The organism is Bacillus cereus group sp. MYBK108-1 (genome assembly GCF_051917185.1).
GTDB classification, from domain to species: domain Bacteria; phylum Bacillota; class Bacilli; order Bacillales; family Bacillaceae_G; genus Bacillus_A; species Bacillus_A cereus.
Window position 1 is genome coordinate 32,776 of sequence record NZ_JBQAHZ010000033.1, and the last position, 16,421, is coordinate 49,196.

Below are 16,421 nucleotides of genomic sequence, written 5' to 3' on the forward strand. Positions count from 1 at the left end.
AATTTCTAAAAAACAATTCCACATCTTTATCAACTCATTTTAGAATATTTAAACAATAATTTTATATACATTCCCTGCATAAATTATTCATTTTCTTTTATATAACACCTACTTTTTTACTTCTGATAAATTATTAAACATTGGATTATTATACACAACCCCAAAAACATGAGGTATTTTGTAGAATTTTGTCTATCAATATGTATGTACACCCTTTTGTAGTGGATATAGACTGTGAGGTGTAAGGAGATATCTTACAAAATAATAAAAAGGAGATTATAGAATGAGTAGATTAACAAAATTCTCAAAGTTAGCATTTGTAACTTTAATCGTGGGAAGTAGTTTAAGTACCTTTGTTTCGTCGCACAGTGTACAAGCTGACACCTTAGATTCTAATTACCAAGACACTGTAAAATTCATACCACCTTCTAATGCTAGGCCAGCATTGGAACAAAAAAACACTATTGTTCCGGAAGCAAAAGTTATTAAAAACCATTATGTAAAGTACTCTAAAGCACATTTCCAAACTAAAGAAAGTATACCAAAAGAGATTTATTATTCTTCAGAAGGCTTTAAGGGCTATATACAGGCAAGTACCGTTTGGGATATGGGAGATCATTTCGCAACACTATATTCAGGAACCGTTATTCGATGTTAGACTTTTAATCCCTTCTCTCCAAATGCCTAAAATGATCAATAGCTCACTGCCAATACTGTAATATCTATTGTTCATAAAATAAACCACAAAATCTTTCGATTTCATGGTTTATCAAATATAAAGATAATGCTAAACGAATACTCTAACATTACCTTCCCCAAAGTTAATTATAGAGTATTTTCAAAAAAAAGACACTCTTGTAGTGTCTTTTTTATAGTATTTTTTAAAAATTACGTCTACTAACATCTTATTGTTGCGGCTATTCGTTTATTTCAATATGATACTTTTTCATCTCGTATATGCAATAGACAATGATAGCTAAACTCCAACTGACACCATAATAATCATGTGTGTAGAAGTCATATCCCGCCTTAATACCTTTCTCTATTACAACAAATGTAAATCCTAAAGCCACCCATTTGTTAATTTTCATCTTAATATACGTTAAAGAGATAATTATTAAAAATAAAATATTTGTAAGATGATTTATCATTAGCTCATATTTTTGAATGTATACTGCCATCATACAAGCAACGATATTAGTCGCAATACCAAAGGCAATCACCGCTCCCCAAACCCTGTCCGAAAGTTCCATTACTGAGTCAGTCCCTTCCAAAACAAAAATCCTTTTCTTTAATTCGTTCCTTCACCCTATTCAAGGTATGCTAAATTATCCTTGTCTGATGAATATCTATTTATCTTTTCATATAGAGCAAACAAAATCTCTACTCATAATTTTTTCTTTATTAGGTAAACTATGTCTAAGCCGTTTGAACTAGCGGCTTCACTCTTCTGGTAATGGGATAGTAATTTATTGCATTGACTAACTCATTCAACCCACTGGCACCGGCAGGCAACAAAATAGTTGTCTGCCATTTTCATGTATCCTTTTTCTAATTTCATTACAAACCAAGTTTGTACTGTAATGATTTCAAAAAGGACGGAATTTCATTTTTGAAAATGTAAAAAAGATTAAATCCTGTCTACTTTTGGTATAGGACTTTTTCTTTTCACATATACTATTTTTGAACCTGTTTACCAATACGTGTCCTTATGGTGTCTTGAATTCCTCCTAAAAAGGGCTGCAGATACGACTGCATGCCCTTTTTATTTACGTTGCTAATATGTATTCAATAAAATAATTAAAAACTAAAAATGTAATATTACATATTTTTTCTGTTCAGATTGTGTTAGGATTTACTTCGTAGTCGAATTATGGTTTCTCGTATCTAATTCAGCAATATGTGAACTGTTTACCTAAAGAAAAGACACCCAAAAGGTGTCTTTTCTTCTTTTAATCTAAAAAACATTTTTTCTTTTCAGTAAGATCCAATTATCCCTCTAACCTAAACCTCATATTTAAAGGCAATTTAATCATGGTACTCAAGAGTTTTCATCCATTTCAATATGCCTATAGTTTAATTTAAAATCACATTTCCAGCACTATATTTGCTTTCCTACAGATTTTCTGTCTTGTTCTTAATTCTGTCAAAATCCTCATGTAGCTATACAAAGAATATATGCTACTATGATATTAAAAAACTATGCGTTCCCTTAACCCTGTATCCGGCCCTGTATTTATTACAGGGTCTTTGTTTATTTTATTTACTTTTATTGGCTTATAAGGGTTAATACACAACCAATTTCAAATAAATCGTTTAAATGTTAGTTAGAATTTGAAATAATATAGCTATTAGCTTTTTTAACAAATGAAATCTAATATCAGATTTCTAAATGTATACTGTACTAAATTCCAGTTAACACTATATACATAGTGTTAACTATCTTAATTGAATATTGGTAATAGAAAGTCTAAACATTATCAATTTACTATATATTACATATATGTAAAAATAGATGTATGTTAAGCTTATTCAAAATCTTTCCCCTAATAAAGATTTGAAGTAGCATTTCATGATTCTCCTTACTGTTAATATGCCTTGAAAAAGAACCCTATAGGGTTCTTTTTCTTTTCATTATAACTCTCAATAAGTCCTTATTTAACGTGTATTAAATACTTAACACTTTATTGTCTTGGGAATAATTTCAATGCACCCTTTCCAATTATATAGAAAAGTCATTCTGAAAAGAAATTTGTGTAGATTCTTTACATTTTTTTAGTTGTTTCTAGTGACTTTCATTATAAAAAAGATAACTTAATTTCCGTTTATCTTTTACATTGTTTTAGCGAAGAATAAGAAATAAATACATATAAAAAACCCAGATAGGCAATTTATTTGATGTTTGCACTATCTGGAGTATGATTCACCAATATATTACGTATTGACGTTAATTACGATAAAGTAAGTGTCGTACAATATCTCCAGGGTGTACCACAAATAAAGGTCCCCAAGAAGGATTAGAATCATGCATTGCTTTTAGCGACGTAATCATCCTATCAAAAATCACAGCAACATCTCCATCTTTCGAAATAGCGGCTGTAACAGCAGCAGCAACTACATGGGCCGCATAAATTCCTGATTTGTATTCTTCAGGCAACGAACCCAGTGTATTTAATGAAGAGCGTAACTGAGCAACAATTAACTCATCTTTATTTTTCCAGTTTTGAATCTGATTTAAACTATGATTTTCCAGACTAATTAATTTTCTCTTCACTATAGTAGAAGCAACAATTTGAGCTGATTTCTTAGCCTCATCATTACTTATTGCTATTCCCTCCAGTTGAATCTCTGAGAGATCTTTTTCTACTTCAGTTTCAATTATCTTCTCCCATTCTTTCGCTTGATCAAATTCAAGCAATCCTACAGCATACGCTCCTAAATACCCTCTTAATATATCAGCTGGATGAGGATCTCTATCAGGTCCTTCATTTCTAAGGATAGCTTGTCCTGTAAAGGCCGCATTTAAACCACGAAAATAACCGACTAAACCTATCGCTGCCGCAGGTCCTAAATTCAATATACCTAAAACATCAGACGCAGTTTCATCAATACGGGAAGCCCAATATTCAGATAAATCATGTCCAAAATTTTGTTCCTCCAACTCTGTTCTTACACTATCAGCTAACTCATCCAGTAATCCCGTATCAGCATGTAATATATCATGACCGCCTGTTTCATGACCTATGCTTGACCAAGCCAAAAGACCTTGTGTCGCATTAACTGGCGGGAGACTAACAACAGCTACCTCCACCCCAAAAATAGAAGTTGCATCTACTGGCCAAGTATATGGGCCAGCCTCTGGATTTCCCCATTTAACAAGTGGCGGAATAACACTCAAATCTGGTGGTTTAACTCCTGCTCTATCCTCTAAGCTCAAAAAACCATCATAAAGATCACTTACTAATTCTTGAAAAGCCCCTGTAGCATGAGATTTATACCCTTCGCCATGCTGAAGAATTGCCTGAGCAATATCTAGCATTAAACCTGCTGTTCTTTCTCTTTTTGGGTCCCTCAATAATATTCTAGTAAACCCTTCTTGTCCCAATTCATCGAGTTTTTTGATAAAAGGTTTATACATTGTATCGCGGTATAAAGGAGGCAACTTATCTCGTAAAGTTTCTAATCTCCCACGTAGTTCATGATAATTAGTTGGATCCTCTGGTCCATCAACATTGGTTAATGCTGCTTTTCTAACATCTTCAATACAATTTTTAAGATTACTTATATCTGGTTTACCTGTGACTAAATTTTTCTTTGTACCATCTAGATTTTTCATTATTCTACCTCCAAAAAAGATTTATCACAAGTATTATGTCACTCCCACAAAGATATATTCCAAACCATTAACTTCAATTCGAACGATTAAGATGGCTTCCTGTCGTTCCTTACCCGATGCCAATTCATCTCCCACCTACGTAATTACTTGTTAAAGTAATAATGGTTAAAAGTAGATTTGTTTTTATACGTATACTCATTTCCAAATATGTTCTATATTAATATTATTATTTGTTAAAGTTACCAAATAAACATCTGGATATGTTATTTTCCCCCATTCCTCAACCCCAAATCTGCTACTATCAAAATGACGAAGTAACAGTGTCATTGCAACACTATGTGTAACTAAAAGAAAGGTTCCCCCTCTTTGTAATAAATCGTCTTTCAACGTACCTAATCGATCCATAACATCCTGGTTAGACTCATTTCCTATGAGTTTTAAGCTAAAATCTTCAAATTGTTCTTTTATCTTTTCTGCTAAATGTTCATTATCATTTATCTCATCTAAATCTATTTCTCTTAACCTATCTTCAATTGAACACTCTAAATGTAATTTTTCGGAAATAACTTTTGCTGTTTGTTTAGCACGCAAAAAAGGACTGGAAATTAACTGGTTAACGTTTGTGATGTTTCTTTGTAATAAAAAATCCGATAATCTTTCTGCTTGAATTTTCCCCTCAGGACATAATAATGATGAATTTATTTTATTTCCTTCCGCCCTACCATGGCGAATAATATACAGTTTTGTATCCGGCATCATTTTTCCTCCAATACTGGTTGATAAGAACTATCAACATATATAATCACCTACTTTTAATGTTTATACTCATTTATATAATTTATATATAAAACTTCATTTAAAATGTGAGATTACGATACTAATCGTTATTACAATTAACAACAATGTAATTATATTGTTATGTTTTAAACCTAATAAGCATAGCTGGCCTCTTTATCAAGATAGGAATAAATTAACTGTTATAACAAATATTATTTTCTACAAAATAAATATTGTGTTTTGAAAATAAATATAAACAGTTTATTTAATAACTGTTTCGTCTCATGTTCTATCACTCTTGAGTCTGAGGAAGAAGCACAAATATTAATAGTCATGGAGGTAATAAAGATGGATCAGAACAACTCTATCGAACCAGAACAATTATTAAAAACCACTCACCCTTCTAGTTTAGGAGAAGATTCCTTAAATGCCGCTATTGCTCCACCAATCAGTGGTTTATATGCATGGAGTGAACAACAAATCCGCGAGGAGCTTCGCCTCGACGTAGACGGACGCTATCCACAGATGATAGCAAGCGGAACTATTATTCCAAATCTGTCTTCTTCCACTCATTGGATTGCTAAGTTAACAGCTAATGGTCTGAATACTTGGACAGGTAATATTCAAAACAAATACCCAGAAGGAATACAATCATTTCCTTACACAAATGTAAAAATACAGGTAACACCCGGTTCATTTCCTGGGCAGCATACTGCAGAAGTTATGTTTCTAATTGGGGGGGAAACGGACAGAACTAGAATTTTCCGATTTCAATCTCCTTACTTCCACTCTGTGGAATTTGAATTCGATGCAGAAGAAGGTACAGCACCAGTGACAACCTATCAAACACACTCCCACCCAAACAAGCCAACATTTTTGCCAGATGAAACCTTGTCGATTGCGGAAGTTTTTAAACGAACCGGGTTTGATGTAAAGGTATCAGAAGGTAATAATACCGTTTCCCGAGACCATACAGGGACAAACAGGAAATGGAGTAATCAAGAATTACATGATGCCATGCAAGTATATTGGTCACATTTTGACAATAAGCCACAATGGTCCATGTGGACATTCTTTGCAAATTCGGAAGCTGAAAGAGGCCATGGTCTTGGCGGTATTATGTTTGATAGTATAGGTCCAAATCATCGTCAAGGGACGGCAATCTTTAATAATTCTTTTATCTCTGATCCACCTCAAGGTGATCCAAACCCTGGAGCTTGGGTACAGCGAAATCGTTTTTGGTGTGCTTGCCATGAAATGGGACATGCCTTTAACCTTTTGCACTCTTGGGAAAAACACTTAGGTAATCCTTGGGAACCATTGGGGCGTCATCTTATCCCAGAACCAAAAGCTCTAAGTTTTATGAATTATCCTGACAAATTTGATGGTATCAAAGATGGAAATACAGAGGAGTTCTTTGAAAAATTTGAGTATCGTTTTAGTGATCAAGAACTTTTGTTTATGCGACATGCACCTGAGCGCTTCGTACAAATGGGTAATGCTGACTGGTTGATAAATCATGGTTTTGAACAGACGACCGTTTCTATTCATCCTTCTTTTAATCTTGAATTGAGAGTTAACCGTAAAACACCTGTGTTTCAATTCTTAGAACCTGTAGTTTTTGAAATCAAATTAACCAATACTTCGAATCAACCTCAGTTAATAAAAAAACATATTTTGTCCGATTTAAACGGAATGTCTGTGATTATAAAAAAAGAAGGAAAACAAGGACGTCAATTACTACCTTATGCTCAATATTGTTGGAAACTAGAGAACAAGGTAATTATGCCAGGAGAATCACTTTATGAAACCATTTTTGCTTCCGTAGGGAAAAATGGCTGGTTAATTGATGAACCAGGATTTTATAACATTCAATTAGTCATGCAAATAAACGGCAATAACATCGTATCAAACAACTTAAGGATTCGTGTTTTTCCACCTGCCGGATATGATCAGGAATTTCTTGCTCAAGACTTTTTCTCTGAAGAAGTCGGCCGTATTCTTTCATTCGACGGTAGTCGTTTTCTTGAAACAGGGAATGACATCCTTCGTGAGGTAACCGAAAAACTTCGTGACCATGCGGTTGCTCTTCACGCTCATATCGCTCTTGCTAAACCATTGGCGTTCGATTATCAATTCCTTGACTTCACAGAAGACGCAGATACAAGAGGTAAAATAAAAATAATACCTGCCCAACCAGACGAGGCACGTAAGCAGTTTGCTTCTGCTTTAACTGAGCACAAACAGATAGCAGCTAAAACACTTTCCCATAAGGATTATAATGAATATATGGTAACATTCAGTGAATTCCTAAGTAGTCAAGACGAAAACAAAAAAGCTGCAGAAGTACAGAATGACCTTTATCAAACGTTGGCTGAGCGTAATGTTCTAGATAGTGTATTACAAAAAATTGAAAATCGACGTGAAACATACGAACAACAAGCAAACAAATAATTTACGTACAAATAAAAAGTCTTTTCCCCTTTTTACAACAGTGATTAATGGAAAAAATATCAACTATAGATTAGAAAAATTAATGATTGTTATTTTCAAACTACTCTAATATTAAATCTGTTTTCTTTCGAATTATGTGTGCTTTAGGAGTAACAATGTTGGCTCTTTTAGTATTAATGTTAGTATGATAACGGGGAGGATTCATCTCATAAAGATGTTCATCAAATATTATTCCTGTAACTGCATTTATAGTTATTAAAGGAACTTGGTATTTTGTTACTACATCCATTCTTTCTAACCAGTGATATTTTGTAGAAGACTGACTTTCCTCCTTCAGGTTATCTATCCAGTAATAATCCTGCATTATTTTGAATGCTACTGAATGAAGATTATCATCAATACCAATATAAAAACCTACTTTCCAAAAACCAGCTGGTATCTTAATTCCACAACCTATAGGTTTTTGGTATCCACAGTACTCCCTATCATTTTCTGAAAAGATAGGGAGTATAAAAATTGAAAATTTCTTGTTTCTACTCTTGCTTTTACTAATAATACAATTTTCTATATCGCCCCATTTTGTATGCTGGAATTCCTTATGATGAGGAGCAATAGTTGCAAAGCAAAATGAATTACAATTTGTTTTCTCTGCTTCATCTATGTTTCCACAGTCTACATCCTCTCTTCTAACAAGGTAACCCCTACCCCACAAGTCCACCTGGCCTCCTGCATATAACCAGTCTCCTACCTGATTTTTATTCTTAAGCCTCTCATCCAGGTGCCCGTTATCACATCTATCCAACTGTATATTTTTTCTACATCGGTATTATTTACTCCATAAAACGCAAATTTCCGTTCTTTATTCATAACAATTAAAAAATGTGTAAATGCATAAATTTTAGCTTTTTCTAATGCAATTTGACTTATATCTTCACGTAAACACGGAAATGAAATAGGAAACTCTTCTCCTAAGAAAATAGGATCAAATCCTTCATTTGAACCCATTATAGAAAAGCCTCCTTCTCTACAAATTTTATGTAGATTATTTTTTCTTCCTGCTGCAAAAAGCCTAGGAATAAATCTCTATGTAGCATTTATAATCTGTAAACATGTTGATTACCCCATCGATTTTTTTAGTTAAAACAAATTTGCCAAACCGTTTAGATTCTCCTATTATTTACGATATTTATGCATATCAAAGTAAAAACTATAATCTAACGATTATATCGATTATTATCCAATTTAAAAGGATTGGTTTTTAATCTTTTAGCGGTCACTTAGATTTAATTCTTTCTGTAATAAAAACCCAAATAATAGTTAATACTACACTTTGAGTTGGAGGTTTTTAAAATGATAAACCATTCAAACCCTCTCAATTTGACTAATGAAAATGCGCAAATTAAAAATGAAGCCCTTTTCTCAAAACGGTAGAGTTATACCCACAAATAGAGGAGGATTGGCAAGAATCTTAAGAACGTTCGGGACTTTCCCTGCTTTTTTGGCTATCTTTGGAAAGCCCTCTACGATTCTCAGGCATTAGAATTTTAAATACCTGAGAATATTTTCGAGTTTCAAAGGTTTTATGGATTAGCAGAAACTAAGACGTTTACTGAGCGGACTCGTGAGCTAATGACAAAGTCCACATGCGGAGTACCCGATATACTAGCGGTTACAGCAATAGACTTTTCAGCACTATGTCCCTGGGACGAGAAACGGATAGCCTATGCATTTGATATTGAAACGAAAGATATTTCTAAAAAATGGGGAACGCGATACGACTTGCCTTCAAGTCGTGAGAAGACACTACTTCAATAATATTATGGGAGGTTTTGATAATAGTGAGCACACTTGAGGTATTGGGACTTCTCCGAACGCATTTGATGTAGAACTGTTGCATTACGCGAAATGGGACATATATTAGGTTTAGCTCATTCCAATGTTCCATGAGCGATTATGTTTCCTTCAAATTCTCCAAACCTTATTAAGAATGTCCTGTCACTAGATATTATTGCAGGAACAGAAAGACTTTATCAAATTCATAAACTGAAAAATAACTTTCTCATTCGAGGATGCTGGTGTATTGAAAATCTGGATCCTAATTGTTAATGTAATAGTTTCGTCTGAATCTGAGCAGAATCAGATGTTTAAATCCGTCTACTATTTACCAATAAAAATCAATTAAGAGAGGAATAATCATAATGACAATTGTAAGACGTTTTCATTCTCCAGGTAACTTAAAGGACTTTGACTCTATCCCTAATCAGGTTGAGGCTTGGCATGAAATCATCTCCGATTTTTTCAATAGTAACATCCAGGACGTTCAACAGGAATTGGCGGCATTAGGAGGTATACCCCAATTCTATAATCCGTCTATCACTGAAACTTCATCGGACATGCAAACGCTTGACATTACTTGGAACGCCTTTCCACGAGTGATTCAAATCCGTAATCACAACAATCCAGATTTATATCTGCCAGCGGCAGAAAAATTGAATCCTAATGGAATTCGGCAACATGATGAGTATTGCGAGTGGCATACAGAAAGAGACCAAGAAAATAAAGTGTTACGAGTCACCTTTACTTGTGAGGGACCTGAGTATTGGCAAGCATTAGCGGATGGGTATCCTACAAGATATAGTGGTCCTAGAACGGCAGGCGCTCAGGGTAGTAAAGACGTACTCTTGGCAATGTATCAAAAATACATTAGCAAGGACGTAAGCTTGACGGATCTCCTGAATCCAGATGGAACCTATAACCCTAACAACAAGTGGAATACCACGCATGGCGCGATGCATCTAATCCAACCAAACAACACTTTATCTGCTGAAATTAACATTGCAGCTCGCGCAACAATTTTGCGTAAGGACGCTCATGGGGAAATGATTAATGAGCCAACTGCTCTAATCAATTGCTCCCGTTTCGGTGAAGCTCAACGATTCAGCGATCCGACTATCGGATTTCAGGTAAATAAATTGGCTCAGCAAGGATTGATGATTACACTGCAAGATCCCGTAGGTCTCTATATTTCCGACTTAGATACAAGCGGTTTTGAAGCGCCTGATGGTAGTGATCCCGCTCAGTACTGGACCATTTTGCGCGGTCAGAAAGGACAGGTTTTACGAGCCGTATATGAAGTTCCTGCATCTGCAAATTTCAAAGTAGGTGATATGACAATCGATGGCCGCCCTATCGAATTTGGTGGACAAATTGCTGAAAGTATTACCATGAAATTGACTGGAGTAGCCAGTAAGCATCATTCTATACAAAACCCGTTGCTTACATGTCCTGGTTCATCGGATGATGCGGTTAGACCCGCAGGTCTTGTCGCTGGAGACAATGAAATATTACCAACGCGCGTCATCAGGTAAAAAGGAGGAAAGTTGCTATGGCACCCTTTGAAAACGAAGAGCTCAATAAAAATAATGTAGCCCCTCTAGAGCAAGAACCTTTATTGCATGTAAATCAGATTCAAGGTAATATCTTGGGTGGATTCAACAAAGACTTTCAGCAATTTCTCTTTTTCGAAATTGTTGACCCTAATTTGGCGAAACAATGGATTCAGTCCATCAGTTCACAGATTTCCACCACACAAGAGGTTGTGACGTTCAATCGTTTGTATCAAATGATGTGGGCCAGGAGAGGATCGGAACCAACTGGCTTAATTGCTACTTGGATGAATATTGCCTTTTCATATGCTGGACTAAAAAAACTGGTTTCGGAAGAATCACTTAAGGACTTTTCAAAAAATGGACCTTTTGCACTTGGAATGAAAAAGCGTTCGGGAAAGCTTGGAGACCCTAGGGACCAAACTTCGGAAGGGAACCCTAAAAACTGGGTGATTGGAGGCGACGCTAATTCCCCAGAGATTCTTCTCATTATTGCCAGTGACTCGGAGTTGGAGCTCGATAAAAAGGTGCAAGAGATAAAGAAGAATTCAACCATCGAAAGCGGCTTGAAATTAGTTTATGAAGAAGCTGGGAGAAATCGTAACGACCTGCCAGGGCATGAACATTTCGGTTTTCGGGACGGGATTTCACAACCAGCCGTAAGGGGACGTTTCTCCACTGCATCAGGAGATATGCTCACCAAACGTTGGATTGACCCATCAGATAAAGCATTTCTCACTGATGCAGAGCCGGGTGAAAAATTAGTATGGCCAGGGGAGTTCGTTTTCGGATATCCAAGCCAAAACGATCAATCTCTAGATCCAGTTCCCGTAGAGAACGAAGACTTACCTATAAAATATGGTGTGCCTGTTTGGGCAAACAACGGTTCCTTTCTGGTCGTGCGTAGACTTCGCCAGGATGTAGCAGGCTTTTGGGAATTTGTATTAGAGAAGGCCAAAGAGTTAAATATGTGCCCGACACTTATGGGAACGAAAATGGTAGGGCGTTGGCCAAGCGGGGCACCGCTTATGCGTTCTCCTGAAACAGATAACCGGGAGTTAGCTGAAGATAATCACGCAAACAACCATTTCTTATATGGATCTGATACTACCAATATAAAATTGAGCCCCAACTTGAATTACGCTGACCCTTTCCCACAAGCGAAAGAAGATTCTTTTGGCAGACGGTGCCCTATATCGGCACATATCCGAAAGGTTAACCCAAGGGACTCGGCTACAGATATAGTAAGTGAATTTTCCAGCCTGACCCGACGAATACTCAGACGCGGGATTCCTTTTGGCAGCCCACTAAACGTGAACCTTTCAATGCCTCCATATAACGATATGGAAAATGGTAACCGGGGATTGATGTTTTTGTGTTATCAGACCAGAATCGATTTTCAATTTGAGTTTCTGACCAAGGGATGGGCCAATTCACCGGAATTGCCTGTTGGCTCTAAATGTACTAACTCAGTCGATATTTGCCCGCCACCCGGAGAGGACCCAATTATTGGACAAAATGGTGATGGAAATAGGGGCCGCACTTTCACGTATACGACGAACAAATCGATGGATATCATGAAGGAGTTTGTTATTCCTACAGGTGGAGAATATTATTTCCAGCCCTCGGTCGATGCGTTGAAAACAGTCATAGGGAGCCAGGCTTAAACATAGATGCAGTCCATTGATGATAAATATTAATTCAAAACCCCGATCCTCCGTTACCGGACTTAATCGGGGTTTTATTGTACGTGTTCCTTTTTACACAAGTGATATGTTGGTTGGTTAAGCAAACTTATTTAGCCCCCCTAAAACTTAGCAGAAGAGTGTAGAGCTGCTTTAATTTTTCCACATCATGCTCAAATCAATTGTATCAACATCACTATCATTCATATGTAATCCTAGTAAATCATTTAATTCACTAATAAGTACTTTACCTTCTACAACAACATGTTCTTTAATCATTTGCTGAATCGGTGAAAGCTCATCTCCATAATATTCATCACGGATATCACCTAAAATTTCTTCAATTGTTACCTAACCAGCTGTACCGCCATATTTATCATATAATACAGCAAATGGAATACGTTTCTTTTGCATTTTTCATAATAGATAATGTATTGGTATGGTTTCATTTGCTTCAATATCTCGTAAGTATATGGCTATGTAAGAAAGGTTTGAGGTCGCTTACTCTGGCACTCACCCAATTATAAATAGACAATCAGCTAAAAGGTATACAATCAAATATAGTATTATAAAAACTAAGTTTAAGATAAGGAGTGATTGTCTTTGTATTATCGTCAATATCAACATGAATATCCACCTGAATATTATGAATGTATGACAAAATGCGAAAATCCACCTTATTCATACCCTTCTTATGAATGTGACATGCATTGTGCCCCTAAATACCCACCAAGACCTAGCTACTTGTCCATTCCATACTCAATGCAGACCTCACAAACATCTACAGCACTCTATGGATATAACCCTTACTCAATACTAGTAACTCGGCCTCCTTGGGAAAATGATCCTTGTTATATAGAATGCAGAAGATTGGGAGTGGATGATTATCACTGTCGAATTAGATGCGAGTGGTTGTAACAAACTTAGAATAAAAATTTAAAAAACCCATCTTATCTAAGGTGGGTTTTCTTATTTTATCTAATGTAACAAACCACATGAAAAGTTACATTCGTTACGCTTATTTTAATAGGATTGTATAAAAAGCTTTTTATGCTAGGGCTAATTAAAAAATATGTTACATTCAAAACATTGATTTCAAAGAGATTGAGGCAATGGCGGATAATTCAAAAGAAATTAAAGACGTACAACCTATAGAACATTAGAAAAGTTAAATAATATGAAATGGGTACTAAAACGCCACTATTCAGAACTTGACTACATACTATTTCTTCTAGGTTCCTTGGCGTAAATAGGCAAAAAAGAGGCAAACCCTTCATGTAGGAAATTCTGCCGTTATAAATGGCTTATTTCACGTGTAACTTTTCTTTTACTTTCGCAGGAAGTTCGACTTTCTTAACCTCTTCCCAAGCTGTTACGCCTTTTTTATCAGAATGGAACACGCGTAAGAATGCTTCTTTCCGAAATTATTTAAATCCATTAAGTTTCACCGCTTTTTCATTACCTTTTCGTCAAGCCCTTGTAATTCATAATTATACTCTGTGTATTTATTTCTTTCTTTAGATACACTCGACTTTACCAGCTTCCCCGCTGCCATGAAGAATTGTACAATGAATTACATTAATAGACATGCTAACACTTATTGAGAAAATAGTATGTACATCATTATGTTTTTCCGCTTAAATAATCTTTGAAGAAATAGTTATACAGCTAGGTTATGTAGTCTAATATTATCAATTAGAAGGGATACTGATGTACTTTTTATAAAATTAAATTGAACCTCTTTACCCTTAATGAATAATATAGGCAATAGAGGTGAAATAGCATGATATATATAGTTAAACCTGGCGACACTTTAGCTGGAATTGCTGCAAAGTTTGGCTTCACGCCCAAAACCATTATAGAAAATAATGTAATTTGTAATCCCAACTTAATTTTTATTAATCAGCCAATTTATATTCCCAATCCTGCGATAGAATACGGCAAAGTAGGTGGATACCCTTACTATGTAGTACAATTCGGCGATACTTTAGAGTGCTTAGCAGCCCATTTTAATCAAACTGTAACAAACCTAGCTGCAGCTAATCAACTTTCTAATCCTAATCAGATTTTTGTTGGTGATGAGTTGCTAGTTGGAGTCAATAGACCTAATCCTGAAGTACTTTTTTCTCGTTGGAATCCAGATGATTGTGAATATACCAATAATAATATTACCTTTGATTATCATTTAAGTGGATCCTATCTATGGGAATCTCTTGGTGAAAATGCAGTACCCTATCTAATTCGATTATTAAAACATAAATGCGCGACTATACGTTTTTTTGCGGTAGTAAGTCTTGGAAGAATCGCAACAGGAGACAGTACGCGTCTAGCGTTAGAAAAGGCTTTAAAAGATGAAGATTCTAAGGTAATAGAATTAGCTCATTTGGCCTTGTATCGAACAGAATTGGTGAAAACATATACAAAAAGACTGCATTTAGTTACTAATGATTTAGAGCTTATGCCTGAACCTAAATTCGAATCTCCTTCGGTTTCGGTTCCTGTTCCTAGAGGTACTGAAGTCATCTCTTTGAGGTGGAAAATCCCAAGCACAACCGATGAAGAAGGACCATGGGGTGGTGCTCTATTCTATGACCAAGTACAAATTTTGAAAAGTGGCAAAGTCGGCTATCTTCCTCGATTAGGTTTGGGGCTAATATAAAACACTTTATTGCTATTTAATATTGATAAAGAATTGAACTATCACCACTTCAAACAGTCCGGCAAGGCGTTAAGTGGTGAATAGTTCAAATCAATCCTAAAAAACCAAGAAGTCTCGCTTTTTCGGAAGCTTTTTTTCCTTTTCTGAACTAGCCTTATATTGGTCAACGAAATAGTCAATTTCAAATTCATCGTTGATTTTAGGCATCTCCCTATAAGGATATAGAAATACACTTTTTGTTTCCACGTTCTGATTGCGCCAAAAGTCTTCTATCAGTGACAAGAGAATATTGAACTGATTGATATATCACATTTCAAACCGTTTTCGAAAACCCTGGAGCTTTAACTCGATTTAAGAAGAAGGTTGCAACAGTTGCTTATCCCTCATACCTATACTCTTGCAAATCGGGTATAAATAGCATTAGCAAATTTCTTACGGTCCTCTAAAACTGGATTACCTGCTTGTTCATACATTTTCTCCCATTTTATTATTGCGTCGTCAATGTTCTTAATTTTCATAAACTGTTCCAAACTACCCGCATATTTTTTTACCTGACTTTTAATCCAAGGTTCTTCAGTTAACTCCCACCAAATGAATTTAAGTTGGGTGTATAAATCCCATTTATCCAAATTTTCGCGGTCAGCAAACTTTTCTAGTGTTTCCCAACGTCCTGATCCACCTCTAATTTTATTAGTTTCCCACTGAGCAAGCCCTCGTCCAGGTTTACGACCATTGCCTTGTTTACTTGTTGGGTCCATTTGAGACTCCTGTTGTAAATTACCCATGATACCAGCAGTTGCTTCATCTGAAAATCCTAGGTCTTTAAAAAATTTCCATACTTTATTAAAGTTATCACCGCTTGGTGATAGTCCGGGCGGTGGTGTTGTTCTGCCGTCCCCTCCTGTATTAAGTTTAGGTATATTGATAATTTTTCCAACTGGAAGATTCTTTTCGTCAATACCTGGATTTGCTTCTTTAATCTCATCCACACTTACATTAAATCTTTGGTGTAATTTATAGAGGGTGTCATCTTTTTTAACCTCATACGTTTGCATTTGAGGAGGAATATTAGCAGGTCCTCCTGTATTAGGTATCTTGAGCTCTTTTCCAACTGGAAGATTCTT

Annotated in this window: 12 protein-coding genes and 2 pseudogenes; 6 read left to right on the top strand and 8 right to left on the bottom strand. The window is 35.7% G+C overall.

The window, feature by feature from the left end:
- The first annotated feature begins 283 nt into the window (after window positions 1–283).
- Window positions 284–658 (top strand): hypothetical protein, encoded by a 375-nt coding sequence (locus ACTFSL_RS27800; protein ID WP_063538526.1) that lies wholly within the window; start codon window positions 284–286, stop codon window positions 656–658.
- A gap of 259 nt (window positions 659–917) precedes the next feature.
- Here the strand turns inward: ACTFSL_RS27800 and ACTFSL_RS27805 are convergent, their stop codons facing one another.
- From ACTFSL_RS27805 to ACTFSL_RS27815, 3 genes are all read right to left on the bottom strand, one after another.
- Complete coding sequence (locus ACTFSL_RS27805; protein WP_063538524.1) at window positions 918–1,253, bottom strand: hypothetical protein; 336 nt, start codon at window positions 1,251–1,253, stop codon at window positions 918–920.
- 1,694 nt (window positions 1,254–2,947) lie between these two features.
- On the bottom strand, window positions 2,948–4,336 hold the full coding sequence (locus ACTFSL_RS27810) for a hypothetical protein (RefSeq protein ID WP_063538522.1): 1,389 nt from the start codon (window positions 4,334–4,336) through the stop codon (window positions 2,948–2,950).
- Between the two features lie 195 nt (window positions 4,337–4,531).
- A complete protein-coding gene (locus tag ACTFSL_RS27815) occupies window positions 4,532–5,092 on the bottom strand; it encodes a histidine phosphatase family protein (protein ID WP_063538520.1) in 561 nt (186 codons plus the stop codon).
- A gap of 369 nt (window positions 5,093–5,461) precedes the next feature.
- On the opposite strand from ACTFSL_RS27815, the gene ACTFSL_RS27820 reads away from it, so the two are divergent.
- The gene (locus ACTFSL_RS27820) at window positions 5,462–7,567 is read left to right on the top strand and encodes a hypothetical protein (protein WP_080470901.1); all 2,106 of its coding nucleotides are present in this window, start codon (window positions 5,462–5,464) and stop codon (window positions 7,565–7,567) included.
- A gap of 100 nt (window positions 7,568–7,667) precedes the next feature.
- Here the strand turns inward: ACTFSL_RS27820 and ACTFSL_RS27825 are convergent, their stop codons facing one another.
- The gene (locus ACTFSL_RS27825) at window positions 7,668–8,285 is read right to left on the bottom strand and encodes a DNA/RNA non-specific endonuclease (RefSeq protein ID WP_243821156.1); all 618 of its coding nucleotides are present in this window, start codon (window positions 8,283–8,285) and stop codon (window positions 7,668–7,670) included.
- Between the two features lie 26 nt (window positions 8,286–8,311).
- Window positions 8,312–8,572, bottom strand: a complete 261-nt coding sequence (locus ACTFSL_RS27830) for a hypothetical protein (RefSeq protein ID WP_063538516.1) — start codon at window positions 8,570–8,572, stop codon at window positions 8,312–8,314.
- A 624-nt stretch (window positions 8,573–9,196) separates the two neighbouring features.
- Here ACTFSL_RS27830 and ACTFSL_RS27835 point away from each other — a divergent pair.
- The 3 genes from ACTFSL_RS27835 (at window position 9,197) to ACTFSL_RS27845 (ending at window position 12,620) form a co-directional block, all read left to right on the top strand.
- A complete protein-coding gene (locus ACTFSL_RS27835) occupies window positions 9,197–9,382 on the top strand; it encodes a hypothetical protein (RefSeq protein ID WP_141550226.1) in 186 nt (61 codons plus the stop codon).
- 383 nt (window positions 9,383–9,765) lie between these two features.
- Window positions 9,766–10,935 carry a hypothetical protein gene (locus tag ACTFSL_RS27840; RefSeq protein ID WP_063538514.1) on the top strand — a complete coding sequence of 390 codons (1,170 nt, stop codon included), beginning with the start codon at window positions 9,766–9,768 and terminating at the stop codon, window positions 10,933–10,935.
- Window positions 10,936–10,952: 17 nt separating this feature from the next.
- A complete protein-coding gene (locus ACTFSL_RS27845; RefSeq protein WP_063538512.1) occupies window positions 10,953–12,620 on the top strand; it encodes a Dyp-type peroxidase in 1,668 nt (555 codons plus the stop codon).
- A 174-nt stretch (window positions 12,621–12,794) separates the two neighbouring features.
- On the opposite strand, the pseudogene ACTFSL_RS27850 reads toward ACTFSL_RS27845, so the two are convergent.
- Window positions 12,795–13,130, bottom strand: a pseudogene (locus ACTFSL_RS27850) (hypothetical protein); the annotation flags it as partial.
- An 812-nt stretch (window positions 13,131–13,942) separates the two neighbouring features.
- Window positions 13,943–14,059: pseudogene (locus tag ACTFSL_RS27855) on the bottom strand (YxeA family protein); the annotation flags it as partial.
- 362 nt (window positions 14,060–14,421) lie between these two features.
- Here ACTFSL_RS27855 and ACTFSL_RS27860 point away from each other — a divergent pair.
- Window positions 14,422–15,297 (top strand): LysM peptidoglycan-binding domain-containing protein, encoded by an 876-nt coding sequence (locus ACTFSL_RS27860; protein WP_063538510.1) that lies wholly within the window; start codon window positions 14,422–14,424, stop codon window positions 15,295–15,297.
- 389 nt (window positions 15,298–15,686) lie between these two features.
- On the opposite strand, the gene ACTFSL_RS27865 is transcribed toward ACTFSL_RS27860, so the two are convergent.
- A partial coding sequence (locus ACTFSL_RS27865) for a phage tail tip lysozyme (protein WP_440042770.1) occupies window positions 15,687–16,421 on the bottom strand: 735 nt, incomplete at its 5' end.

What these genes read in the sequence shown, in the direction of transcription:
- ACTFSL_RS27800 (WP_063538526.1), top strand. Translation starts at nt 284, where the DNA reads ATGAGTAGATTAACAAAATTCTCAAAGTTAGCATTTGTAACTTTAATC.
- ACTFSL_RS27805 (WP_063538524.1), bottom strand. Translation starts at nt 1,253, where the DNA reads ATGGAACTTTCGGACAGGGTTTGGGGAGCGGTGATTGCCTTTGGTATT.
- ACTFSL_RS27810 (WP_063538522.1), bottom strand. Translation starts at nt 4,336, where the DNA reads ATGAAAAATCTAGATGGTACAAAGAAAAATTTAGTCACAGGTAAACCA.
- ACTFSL_RS27815 (WP_063538520.1), bottom strand. Translation starts at nt 5,092, where the DNA reads ATGCCGGATACAAAACTGTATATTATTCGCCATGGTAGGGCGGAAGGA.
- ACTFSL_RS27820 (WP_080470901.1), top strand. Translation starts at nt 5,462, where the DNA reads ATGGATCAGAACAACTCTATCGAACCAGAACAATTATTAAAAACCACT.
- ACTFSL_RS27830 (WP_063538516.1), bottom strand. Translation starts at nt 8,572, where the DNA reads ATGGGTTCAAATGAAGGATTTGATCCTATTTTCTTAGGAGAAGAGTTT.
- ACTFSL_RS27835 (WP_141550226.1), top strand. Translation starts at nt 9,197, where the DNA reads ATGACAAAGTCCACATGCGGAGTACCCGATATACTAGCGGTTACAGCA.
- ACTFSL_RS27840 (WP_063538514.1), top strand. Translation starts at nt 9,766, where the DNA reads ATGACAATTGTAAGACGTTTTCATTCTCCAGGTAACTTAAAGGACTTT.
- ACTFSL_RS27845 (WP_063538512.1), top strand. Translation starts at nt 10,953, where the DNA reads ATGGCACCCTTTGAAAACGAAGAGCTCAATAAAAATAATGTAGCCCCT.
- ACTFSL_RS27860 (WP_063538510.1), top strand. Translation starts at nt 14,422, where the DNA reads ATGATATATATAGTTAAACCTGGCGACACTTTAGCTGGAATTGCTGCA.